We start from the raw sequence: 12,434 nt of genomic DNA, 5'->3' as shown, positions 1-12,434 counted from the left end.
GCGTAGGTGCCTTCGGGGAGGGTCCAGTTCGGGGTGACGGGAGTCCACTCCACCTCGAACAGCGCCTCGTTCACCGCGCCGCCCGCCGCGCTCAACTGGTCCGCGCTGACCGCCCGGACCGCCAGTGACTCCACCGTGGCGACGGCGGCGCCGGTGGCGTCCGCGACGTCGATCCGCACCGCCTCCGTACCCGCGGCGGTGAGCCGTACCCGGGCGGTGGCGGCGCCGGTGGCGTGCACCCGGACGCCGGTCCAGGCGAAGGGCAGGCGGGTCTCGCCGGTGCTGGGCAGGGCGCCGAGTTCGATGGCGTGCAGGGCGGCGTCCAGCAGGGCCGGGTGGAGGCCGAAGCGCCGGGCGTCGTCGGCCTGCGCCTGGTCCAGCGCGACCTCGGCGAACACCTCCTCACCGCGCCGCCACACCGACCGCAGGCCCTGGAACACCGGGCCGTACTCGAAGCCCTGGGCGGCCAGGTCCTCGTAGCGGGTGGCCAGGTCGACGGCCTCGGCGCCGCGCGGCGGCCACACCGACAGGTCGACCGGCTCCGCGCCCCGGTCGGCGGACAGCACGCCGCTGGCGTGGCGCGTCCACGCCTCCTCGAACTCCTCGTTCTCCCGGCGGGAGTGGACGGTCACCGTACGGCGGCCGGACTCGTCCGGCTCGCCCACGGCGAGCTGGAGCTGGACGGCGCCGCCCGCCGCGAGCAGCAGCGGCGCTTCGAGCGTCAGCTCCTCCAGCAGGTCGGTCCCGGCCTCGGACCCGGCCAGCGTGGCCATCTCGACGAACGCGGTGCCCGGCAGCAGCACCCGGCCCAGTACGGCGTGGTCCGCGAGCCAGGGCTGGGCGCGCAGCGAGAGCCGGCCGGTGTACAGCAGTTCGTCGGAGTCGGCCCGGGTGAGCGCGGCGCCGAGCAGCGGGTGGTCCACCGCGCCGAGCCCGGCCGAGCCGACATCGCTGCCCCGGGTGGGCGCGGTGGCCCAGTAGTGCTTGTGCTGGAAGGCGTAGCCCGGCAGGGCCACCTTCCGGCCCGCGAGCAGTGAGCTCCAGTCGAGCGGCAGGCCGCGGGTCCAGGCCTGGGCGAGCGCGGTGGCCAGGGCCTCGGGCTCGGGGCGGTCCTTGCGCAGGAAGGTGATGAACTCCGGTTCGGCGTCGGCCCCTTCGTCGGTGACGCAGTCGCGGGCCATCGCGGAGAGCACGCCGTCCGGGCCGAGCTCGACGAAGGTGGTGACGCCCTCGGCCTGGAGGGTCCGGATGCCGTCGTTGAACCGGACGGCCTCGCGGACGTGGCGCACCCAGTACTCGGGCCAGTCGAGCTCCTCGGCCTGGATCAGCCCGCCGGTGAGGTTGGAGACGATCGGGATCGTCGGCTCGTCGTAGCTCAACTTCCCCGCGACGGATCGGAATTCGTCGAGCATCGGCTCCATGCGCGGCGAGTGGAAGGCATGGCTGACGGTCAGTCGGCGGGTCTTGTGGCCCCGCCCGGCAAGCTCCTCGGCCACCGCCAGGGTGGCCACCAGGTCGCCCGAGACCACCACGGAGGACGGCCCGTTGATCGCGGCGATGGCGACCTCGTGCTCGCGCCCGGCCAGCAGCGGCGCCACCTCCTCCTCGCTCGCCCGGACCGCCACCATCGCGCCGTCCTGCGGGAGTTCCTGCATCAGCCGGCCGCGCGCGGCGACCAGCGTCGCGGCGTCCGGCAGCGAGAGCACGCCCGCGATGTGCGCGGCGGCCAGCTCGCCGATGGAGTGCCCGGCGACGAAGTCGGGCCGCAGGCCCCGGTGTTCGGCCAGCCGGAAGAGGGAGACCTCCAGGGCGAACAGGCCGGCCTGGGTGAACATCGTCTGGTCGAGCAGCTCGGCCTCCCAGCCGCCCTCGGTGGCGAACATCACCTCGCGCAGCGGGCGGCCGAGCAGCGGGTCCAGGTGCTTGACCACCTCGTCGAGCGCCGCCGCGAAGACCGGCTCGCTCTCGTACAACTCCTTTCCCATGCCGGGTCGTTGGCTGCCCTGGCCGGTGAACAGGAAGGCCGCCGCGCCGCCGCCCGGGGCGGTTCGCGCCAGTCGCGCGGAGGAGCCGTCGGCGGCCAGCGCCGCCAGGCCCTCGACCAGTTCGGCGCGGTCCCGGCCGAGTACCACCGCGCGGTGGTCGAGCTGGGCGCGGGTGGTGGCCAGGGAGTAGGCGATGTCGGCGAGTTGGGCGTCGGGCTGGTCGGCGAGGAAGGCGCGCAGCTGCTCGCCCTGGGCGGCGAGGGCCTGCGGGCTCTTGGCGGAGACCGCGAGCGCCAGCGGCGCGGTGGTCGGCTCGACGGTTGCGGTCTCGGCCTCGGTCTCGGTGGGCGGGGCCTGTTCGATGATGACGTGGGCGTTGGTGCCGCTGATGCCGAAGGAGGAGATGCCGGCGCGGCGGGGTCGGCCGGTCTCCGGCCAGGTCCGCTGTTCGGTGAGCAGGCGGACGTTGCCGCTGTCCCACTCGACGTACGGGCTGGGCTCGTCGACGTGCAGGGTCTGCGGGAGCACGCCGTGCCGCATGGCGAGGATCATCTTGATCACGCCCGCGACACCGGCGGCGGCCTGGGCGTGGCCGATGTTGGACTTCAGTGATCCGAGCCAGAGCGGCTGGTCCTCGGGCCGGTTCTGGCCGTAGGTGGCGAGCAGGGCCTGGGCCTCGATCGGGTCGCCGAGCCGGGTACCGGTGCCGTGCGCCTCGACCGCGTCCACCTCGGCGGCGGAGAGCCCGGCCGCGGCCAGCGCCGCCCGGATCACCCGCTGCTGGGAGGGGCCGTTGGGGGCGGTCAGGCCGTTGGAGGCGCCGTCCTGGTTGATCGCCGTACCGCGGATCACCGCAAGGACCTCGTGCCCGTTGCGGCGGGCGTCCGAGAGCCGCTCCAGCAGGACGACACCGACGCCCTCGGCCCAGCCGGTGCCGTCGGCGGCCGCGGCGAAGGGCTTGCAGCGACCGTCGGGGGCCAGGCCGCGCTGCCGGGAGAACTCCACGAACGTCCCCGGCGTCGACATCACGGTCACGCCGCCGACCACGGCCAGGGTGCACTCGCCCTGGCGCAGTGCCTGGGCGGCGAAGTGCAGGGCGACCAGGGAGGAGGAGCAGGCCGTGTCGACGGTGATCGCCGGGCCCTCCAGACCGAAGGTGTACGAGACCCGCCCGGACAGGACGCTGGCCGCGCTGCCGGTCATCCGCTGGCCCTCCGCGCCCGCGCCGTCCGGCTCACCGCCGTGGTCGCGGAAGCCGAAGGTGCCCGCATAGACGCCGGTACGGCTGCCGCGCAGGCCGGCCGGGTCGATGCCCGCCTGCTCGAAGGCCTCCCAGGACGCCTCCAGCAGCAGTCGGTGCTGCGGGTCCATGGAGAGGGCCTCGCGCGGGGAGATGCCGAAGAACTCGGCGTCGAACAGGGCCGCGTCCGCGAGGAAGCCGCCGTCCCGGGTGTACGAGGTGCCGGCCTTCTCCGGGTCCGGGTCGTACAGCGCCTCCAGGTCCCAGCCGCGGTCGGTGGGGAAGCCCGAGATGGCGTCGCCGCCGGTGGCGACCAGCTGCCACAGCTCCTCGGGCGAGCGGACCCCGCCGGGGAAGCGGCCGCTCATGCCCACGACCACCACCGGATCGTCCTCCGACCGGCGGTCGACCTCCGCGACGGTCACGGCGGCCGGGGCGTCGAGCAGTTCGGCGCGAAGGAAGCGGATCACCGCCTCCGTGGTCGGGTGGTCGAAGACCAGCGTGGTCGGCAGCCGCACCCCGGCGGCGGCGCTCAGCCGGTTGCGCAGCTCGACGCCGGTCAGCGAGTCGAAGCCGAGCGCCTTGAACGTGCGCTCCGCCTCGACCGTCTCCGGCCGGTCGTAGCCCAGTACGGCCGCGACCTCGGTGCGCACCACGGTGGACAGCAGCTTCTCGCGCTCCCGGGCCGGCAGCGCGGCCAGCCGACCGGCCAGGCCCTCCCGCTGCGGCGCCGTCGAGCCGCCCGCCGCCGCGTCCGCGGCCCGGCGGACCGGCGGGCGGACCAGGCCGCGCAGCGCGGCCGGCAGCCCCTCGGCGGCGGCCCGGGTGCGCAGCGCCGCCCGGTCGAACCGGACCGGGAGCAGCTGCGACTCGTCCAGCGCCCGGGCGCCGTCGAACAGGGCCAGCGCCTCAGCGGCTGCCAGCGGGAGCAGGCCGGAGCGCTCCAGCCGGGCCCGGTCGGCCTCGGCGAGCGAGGCCGCCATGCCGGCCCCGGCCCACGGGCCCCAGCCGAGCGCGAGCGCGGGCAGCCCCTCCGTCCGGCGGCGGTGGGCGAGCGCGTCGAGGAAGGCGTTGGCGGCCGCGTAGCCGGCCTGGCCGGCGTTGCCGGTCGTGCCGACCACCGAGGAGAACAGCACGAACTCCGACACCCGCAGGTGGCGGGTCTGCTCGTGCAGGTTGAGCGCGCCGTCCACCTTGGCGCGCAGCACCTGGTCGAGCCGGTCCGCCGTCAGGGTGGTGAGCGCGGCGTCGGCGAGCACGCCCGCGGTGTGCACCACCGCGGTCAGCGGGTGCGCGGCCGGGACGGCGGCGAGCAGGGCGGCGAGCTGGTCCGGGTCGGCCACGTCGCAGGCGGCCAGGGTGACCTCGGCGCCCAGCGCCCGCAGTTCGGCCGCCAGTTCCTGCGCGCCGGGTGCCTGCGCGCCGCGTCGTCCGGCGAGCAGGAGGTGCCGTACGCCCCGGTCGGCGGCGAGGTGACGGGCGACCGCCGAGCCGAGCGCACCGGTGCCGCCGGTGACCAGGACGGTGCCGTCGGACTCCCAGGCCGGGGCCCGGCCGGTCACCGGGCCGGCCCACTCCAGCCGGGGAACCAGCAGGTTCCCGTCGCGCAGGGCGAGTTCGGGTTCGGCGGCGACGATCGCCAGGGGCAGCGCCTGGAGCGACTCGCCGGCCTCGCCCAGGTCGAGCAGGGCGAAGCGGCCGGGGTGCTCGGCCTGCGCGGAGCGCACCAGGCCCCAGAGCGCGGCGGACACCGGGTCGGGGGTGGTGTCGCCGGCGGCCACCGCCGTACGGGTCACCAGCACCAGCCGCGAACCCTCGAAGGCGGGCTCGGCCAGCCAGGAGCGCAGCAGCTCCACCAGGTCCCCGGTGGCCTCGCGGAGCGCCTGCGCCAGGCCGGCTGCGGTGACGGCGGCGACCGGCGGGCGCGCGGAGAGGAGGACGACCTCCGGGGCGGAGCCGGGGGTGGTGGACCGGGTCAGGGCGGCCAGGTCGGGGTAGAGGCCGACGCCGCCGGTGGCGGTGGTGAGCGCCACGCCGAGGCCGAGGTGGTCCGTTCCGATCAGTGCCCAGCGTCCGGCCGGGGCGCGCTCCTCGGCCGGAGGCAGCTTCGCCCAGCGGACCCGGTGCAGCGTCTGCTCGTTCGGGGTGGCGACGGCGCCGCGGAGCTCGGTCCCGTCGACCGGCCGGAAGGCGACCGAGGCGACGGTGGCCACCGGCAGCCCGGTGCCGTCCGCGATCCGCAGCGTGTAGCCGTCCGGCTCGTCGGCCGGGGTGATCCGCACCCGCAGCACGCCCGCCCCGGCGGCGGTCAGCCGCACCGAGCGCCAGCGCGCGCTCCGGTGGGGCCGCTCGCCGTCCGCCGCCGCGAGGACGGCGGGCAGGACGGCGTGCAGGGCGGCGTCGAGCAGCGCGGGGTGCAGGGCGAACCGGGCCGCCTGCTCGCGCTCGCGCTCGTCCAGCGCCAGCTCGGCGAAGAGCTCGTCGCCGTGCCGCCACAGGGCCCGCAGGCCCTGGAAGGCGGGGCCGTACCCGAAGCCCCGGTCGGCCAGCGTCTCGTAGTGGTCGGCCACGGGCAGCGCGGTGGCGTCGGCCGGCGGCCAGCTGCGCAGGTCGAAGCCGGCCTCCGGGCCGGCCGGTGCCAGTGCACCGCTGGCGTGCCGGGTCCACGGCAGCTCCGGGTCGGTCTGGTCGGCCTGCTCGGCGCGGGAGTGGACGGTCAGCGTCCGGCGCCCGGCGGCGTCCGGCGCGCCCACGGTGAGCTGGACGTGGACGCCGCCCTCCCCGGGCAGCACCAGCGGGGTCTCCAGCTCCAGCTCCTCGACCAGCTCGGTGCCGGCCTCCGCGCCCGCCTGGACGGCGAGTTCGACGAAGAGCGCGGCCGGCGCGGTGACCGTGCCCAGCAGCGCGTGGTCGGCCAGCCAGGGCTGGGTGGCGACCGACAGCCGCCCGGTGAGCAGCAGTCCGCCGTTCTCGGCGCGCCGGACGACGGCGGCGAGCAGCGGGTGGTCGACGGCGGCCAGCCCGGCCGAGCCGAGGTCGCCGGTGCGGGCCGGCGCGGGCAGCCAGAAGCCGCGGCGCTGGAACGGGTAGGTCGGCAGCTCCGGGCGCGGCCCGGTGCCCGCGTCGGCCATCCGCTCCCAGGCCACCGGCACCCCGCGCACGTGCAGTTCGGCCAGGGCGGTCAGCAGGGTCCGAGGCTCCGGGCGGCCGGAGCGCGCGGCGGCGAGGAAGGCGAGGCCCTCCGCCTCCTCCTCGGTCAGGCAGTCGCGGCCCATGGCGGCCAGTACGGCGTCCGGCCCGATCTCCAGGAAGTGGGTCACCTCCAGGTCGGCGACGGCCCGGATGCCCTCCAGGAAGCGGACGCCCTCGCGGGCGTGGCGCACCCAGTGCTCGGCGGTGCCGATCTCCTCCGCGGTGACGGTCCGGCCGGTCAGGTTGGAGACCAGGGTGATCCGCGGCGCGTGGTAGCTCAGCCCCTCGGCGACGGTCCGGAACTCCGCCAGCATCGGCTCCATGTGCGGCGAGTGGAAGGCGTGGCTGACCCGCAGCCGCTTGGTCTTGCGGCCGCGCTCGCGCCACTGCTCGGCCACCTCCAGGACGGCCTGCTCGTCGCCGGCGATGACGGTCGACAGCGGCCCGTTGGCGGCGGCCACGGCCAGCTCGTGCTCGCGCCCGGCCAGGGCGGGGCTCAGCTCCTCGACCGAGGCCTGGACGGAGACCATCGCCCCGCCGGCCGGCAGCCGCTGCATCAGCCGGCCGCGTGCCGCGACCAGCGCGCTCGCGTCGGCGAGCGAGAGCACTCCGGCCACGTGTGCGGCGGCCAGTTCGCCGACCGAGTGCCCGATCAGCACGTCCGGGGTGAGTCCCCAGTGTTCGAGCAGCCGGTAGAGGGCGACCTCGAAGGCGAAGACGGCGGCCTGGGTGTGCTCGGTCAGGTCGAGCAGTTCGGCGTCGGGCGAGCCCTCCTCGGCGAAGAGCAGCTCACGGACGGGCCGTTCACGTACGGCGTCCAGGTGGTCGCAGACCTCGTCCAGTGCGGCCGCGAAGGCGGGGAACGCCTCGTACAACTCCCGCCCCATGCCGGGGCGTTGGCTGCCCTGGCCGGTGAACAGGAAGGCCAGCCCGCCGGTGGTGACGGTGCCGCGCACCACGCCCGCGGGGCTCTCGCCGCCCGCCAGCGCGGTGAGTTGACCGGTCAGCGCGGTGCGGTCGGCGGCGAACAGCGCGGCCCGGTGCTCGAAGTGGGTCCGGTCCGTGGCCAGTGCCCGGACCAGCTCCGGCAGGGCGTCCTGCGGGCGGGCCGTCACGTGGTCGGCGAGCTGTCCGGCCTGGGCGCGCAGGGCTTCGGGGGTACGGGCGGAGATCAGCGCCGGCACCTCGGCGACGGCGTCCGCCTCCTGCGGGGCGGCCGCCGGGGCGGGGGCCTCGAAGGCCGAGAGCACCAGGTGGCAGTTGGTGCCGCCCATGCCGAAGGAGCTGACGCCGGCCAGCACCGGCCTCTCCGCCGTGCCCTCCAGGACGGAGAGGCCGTCGTTGACCTTCAGCCGCAGCGCGGCGGTGTCGATCGCCGGGTTGGCCTCGGTGTAGTTGAGGCTCGGGGCGAGCTCGCCCTCGCGCAGGCAGAGCACCGTCTTGATCAGGCCGGCGATCCCGGCCGAGCCCTCCAGGTGCCCGATGTTGGTCTTCACCGAGCCGACCAGCAGCGGCGCGTCCTGCGGGCGGCCGTGGCCGAGCACCGCGCCGAGCGCGCCCGCCTCGATGGGGTCGCCCAGCGGGGTGCCGGTGCCGTGCAGCTCGACGAAGCCGACCTCGGCCGGGTCGACCCCCGCCTGGGCGTAGGCGAGGCGCAGGACCTCCTGCTGGGCCTCGCCGCGCGGGGAGGTGAGGTTCTCCCCGCCGCCGTCGTTGTTGACCGCGCCGCCCCGGATGACGGCGTGCACGGTGTCGCCGTCGGCCAGGGCCCGGCTGAGCGGCTTGAGGACCACGACACCGCCGCCCTCGCCGCGGACGTAGCCGTCGGCACGCCGGTCGAAGGTGTACGTCCGGCCCTCGGGGGAGAGGGCGCCGAACCGCTCGGCGACGGCGAAGCCCTCCGGTACCAGGTTGAGGCTCACCCCGCCGGCCAGCGCCACGGTGGTCTCGCCGTTGCGCAGGCTCTCGCAGGCGAGTTGCACCGCGACCAGCGAGGAGGACTGGCCGGTGTCGACCACGAGGCTCGGGCCGCGCAGCCCGAACAGGTACGAGACCCGGTTGGCGATCACGCCCCGGCTGAGCCCGGTGATGGAGTGGTGGCTGACCGCCTCCTCGCCGACCTCGTGGGCGAGCTTGGCGTAGTCGTCCCAGATGGCCCCGACGAACACGCCGGTGCGGCTCTCCCGGAGGTCGGCCGGGCGGATCCCGGCCGACTCCAGCGACTCCCAGGCCAGCTCCAGCATCAGCCGCTGCTGGGGGTCCATCCCGGCGGCCTCGCGCGGAGAGACGCCGAAGAACTCCGGGTCGAACCCGTCGACCCGGTCGAGGAAACCGGCCGGGCGGCCGGTCGACCCGGCGGGCAGCCCGGGGCGCCCGGCCGGGGGCTCGCCCACCGCGCTGCGGCCCTGGCGCAGGAGCTGCCAGAACGCCCCGGGGCCGGACGCCCCGGGAAAGCGGCAGGAGAGCCCGATGATCGCGATGGGGTCGTCGTGGTCCGCGCGCCCCACCGGAGCACCGGAGCCGGATGCCTTGGCCATTGTTTCCTCGTCTTCCTCTCAGCTGTGTACGGCGGGCTGCGCGGGTGGGGCGGCGTACGGGTTACGCGTACTCGTAGAAGCCGCGGCCGGACTTCCGGCCGAGCAGGCCGCCCTCGACCATGCGCAGGAGGGAGGGCGGGGGAGCGTAGAGCGGCTCCTTGAACTCCTGGTACAGCGACTCGGCGATCGAGACGGTCGTGTCCAGGCCGATCAGGTCGGCGAGCTTCAACGGCCCCATGGGGTGCGAGCAGCCGGCCACCATGGCCTGGTCGACCATCTCGGCGGTGGCGACCCCCGACTCGACCATCCGGATGGAGGCGAGCAGGTAGGGGAAGAGCAGGGCGTTGACGATGAAGCCGGCCCGGTCGGGGGAGCGGACCACCGTCTTGCCCAGCGTCCCGGCCGCGAAGGCCTCGACCCGTTCGCTGACGGCCGGGTCGGTGAGCACCGAGTCGATCAGCTCGACCAGCGGCAGGACCGCCACCGGGTTGAAGAAGTGGGTGCCGACGACCCGCTCCGGGCGGTTGGTCGCCTGCGCCAGCCGGACGATCGGGATCGAGGAGGTGTTGGAGGCCAGCACCGCCTCCGGGTCCTCGACGATCTTGTCGAGGCTCGCGAACAGCTCCACCTTGAGCGGCTCGCTCTCCTTGACCGCCTCGACGACCAGCTGACGGTCGGCCAGCGCCTCCAGCTCGCGGGTGAAGACGATGCGGGCCAGCGCGGCGTCGCGCTGCTCCTGGGTGATCTTCCCCTTGGACAGCGCCCGGTCGAGCGAGGCGGTGACGCGCCGCGGGCCGGTCTCCAGCGACGACTCGGAGGAGACGGCGACGACGACGTCCAGCCCGGCCTTGGCGCACAGCTCGGCGATGCCCGCGCCCATGATGCCGCTACCGACGACCCCTACCCGCTCGAACACCAGGGGGGACCCGTTCCGTCCGGTCATGCCGTCACCGCCCAGCGCAGCAGGGCGGAACCGAGGGCCATGCCGCCGCCGAACCCGGCCAGCAGCACGAGGTCGCCGTCCTTGAGCGCCCCGGAGCGGTTGGCCTCGTCCAGGGCGAGCGGCACCGAGGCGCTGCCCACGTTGCCGAACTGCCGGAGGGTGCGGTGGGTGACGGCGTTGGTCAGCCCGGCCCGCTCGACGACCTCGCCGAGCAGCACACCGTTGGCCTGGTGGGGGACGAAGTGGTCCACCTCCGACAGCGGCACGCCGGCGTCGTCGGCCAGTCGTCGCAGCGCCGGCGGCACGTGCTCGGTGACGAAGTCGCGCACGCCGCGGCCGTCCATCCGGAAGAAGTGGCCGCCCTCGGCGACCGTCTCCGCGGTGGCCGGGTTGCGGCTGCCACCGGCCTCGACCCGGATCAGACCGTGGGCGTCGCCCCGGCTGGCCAGCTCCAGGGCGGTGATCCCGTAGGGCTCCGGCACCGAGCCGACGACGGCCGCGCCGGCGCCGTCGGCGAAGAGCACCGCGGTCTTGCGGTCGGTGAAGTCGAGGATGCGCGAGTAGAGGTCCGCGCCGATCACCAGCGCCCGCGCCTCGGGCCGCTGGTCGACCAGGCTCCGGGCGAGCGCCAGCGCGTAGACGAAGCCGCTGCACACCACGTTGATGTCGAAGCAGGCGGCGTTGTGGGCGCCCAGCGCGTCCTGGACCAGGTACGAGGTGGGCGGCTGCGGGAAGTCCCCGGTGGAGGTGGACAGGATGATGTAGTCGATCTCCTCCGGCGCCAGTCGGGCCTGCTCCAATGCGGCGGTGGCGGCCCGTACGGCCAGGTCGGAGGTCGCCTCGTCCGGCGCGGCGAAGCGCCGGGAGCGGATCTGCGTCTTGCGCTCGATCCATTCCGCGGTGACGCCGACCCGGGAGGCTATCTCCTCGTTGGAGACCTCTTCCTTGGGGACGTACGAACCGGTGGCCAGAATTCCTGTCCGGTGGCCCGTCATTTCAGGAATCCCTTTCCGTCAGGGGCGCGGGATCGGTTTCGATCCGGCGTAGGGGATTGAGCTTCTCGACGCCGATCCTGGCGCGGAGTTCGGGATCGGTGACTCCGAGTCCCTCCTCCGGGGCGAGACCGAGCACGCCCACCTTTCCGATGTGCCGGTTCAGTTGGACCGTCCGGGCCGCCTCGGCGACGTCGGCGAGCGGGTGGACCTCCGAGACGATGGGCGAGAGGTGCCCGAGGCGGAAAAGCCGGTTGCATTCCGCCTGCTCGTGGAGATTGGCCGCGTGACTGCCGACGATTCGCTTGAGGTTCATCCACAGATAGCGGTTGTCGAACTGGTGCTGATATCCGGTGCTGGAACCGCAGGTGACGACGGTTCCGCCACGCCGGACCACGAAGACCGAGATGCCGAAGGTCGCCGCGCCGATGTAGTCGAACACCACGTGCGGGTCCTCGCCGACCGCGGCCCGGATCGCCCGGCCCAGTCGCTTGCCCAGCTCGATGGTCCGCTCCGGGGTGAGCGGTTCGTCGCCGCCCATTCCGATCTCCTGGCGGTTGATCACCACGTCGCACCCGAGCCTGCGCAGGGTCTCGGCCTTGCGCTCGGAGCTGACCACGCCGATCGGGATGCCGCCGGCGTTCTTGACCATCTGCACGGCGAAGGCGCCGAGGCCGCCGGTCGCGCCCCAGATCAGGACGATGTCGCCCTGCTTGATCCGGGCGCCCTTGTCGCTGACCAGCATCCGGTAGGAAGTCGCCGCGGTCAGCATGACCCCGGCCGCCTCCTCCCAGGTCAGGTGCCCGGCCTTGGGCAGCAGCTGGCTGGCCCGGACCACGGTGTAGTGGGCCAGACCGCCGAAGTTGGTCTCGTAGCCCCAGATCCGCTGGCCGCTGCCGAGCATGCCGTCGGCGTGGGTGGCCGGCTCCTGGTCGTCGACCTGGACGCAGCTGACCACCACGTGGTCGCCGACCTTCCAGCGCCGCACCCCGGCACCGACCCGGACGACCACGCCGGCGGCGTCCGAACCGACCACCTGGTACGGCAGGTCGTGCCGGGCGTCCCAACCGCCCTGACGTCCCATCCGCTCCAGGAAGTTGAAGGTGGGAACGGGCTCGAACGTCGCCGACCAGACGGTGTTGTAGTTGATGGAGCTCGCCATCACGGCGACCACCACCTCGTCCGGCGCGATTTCCGGCATCGGGACCTTGCCGACATGCAGCGACTTACGGACGTCCTTGTCCTCGACGTCGCTGAACATGCCGACATCGGCGGCCCGAATGTGCGCGGCCAGGTATTCGTCGGGGAGATCGATTTTCTCGAGCTCTTCCGGTCCGGCTCCGCCGATCAGAGCCTCGGCCAACATATCCATGCAAACCCTTCCCGATGTCGGTGAGAAGTCGCGCAGAAGTCATGGAGAGGTGGTCGTGCCATGGGAGTTCGCCCGGTCGGCCGCGCTGCCGATCGAGCGTCGATCCCAATCCCCCATCGCCGAAAAATCGTAGGCCGGGCCGGGCCACCCCAGACCCTTAAACCGCCCCCTAA

The 12,434-nt window shown here is 74.4% G+C and carries 4 protein-coding genes; all 4 read right to left on the bottom strand.

Going from position 1 to position 12,434, the window contains the following annotated elements:
• Window positions 1-8,954: type I polyketide synthase (locus J0670_RS14495; RefSeq protein WP_207811969.1), on the bottom strand; the 8,954-nt coding region annotated here is incomplete at its 3' end.
• Window positions 8,955-9,015: 61 nt separating this feature from the next.
• On the bottom strand, window positions 9,016-9,897 hold the full coding sequence (locus tag J0670_RS14490) for a 3-hydroxybutyryl-CoA dehydrogenase (protein WP_207811968.1): 882 nt from the start codon (window positions 9,895-9,897) through the stop codon (window positions 9,016-9,018).
• Window positions 9,894-10,892 carry a 3-oxoacyl-ACP synthase III family protein gene (locus J0670_RS14485; RefSeq protein ID WP_207811967.1) on the bottom strand — a complete coding sequence of 333 codons (999 nt, stop codon included), beginning with the start codon at window positions 10,890-10,892 and terminating at the stop codon, window positions 9,894-9,896. Before J0670_RS14485 ends, J0670_RS14490 begins: the two co-directional genes overlap by 4 nt.
• A 1-nt stretch (window position 10,893) precedes the next feature.
• Entirely contained in the window at window positions 10,894-12,261 is a 1,368-nt protein-coding gene (ccrA, locus tag J0670_RS14480; protein WP_207811966.1) for a crotonyl-CoA carboxylase/reductase, read from the bottom strand.
• Between the last annotated feature and the right edge of the window lie 173 nt (window positions 12,262-12,434).

This window comes from Streptomyces sp. FH025, from assembly GCF_017427025.1.
Taxonomy (GTDB): domain Bacteria; phylum Actinomycetota; class Actinomycetes; order Streptomycetales; family Streptomycetaceae; genus Kitasatospora.
This window is presented reverse-complemented; position numbering and strand designations above follow the sequence as displayed.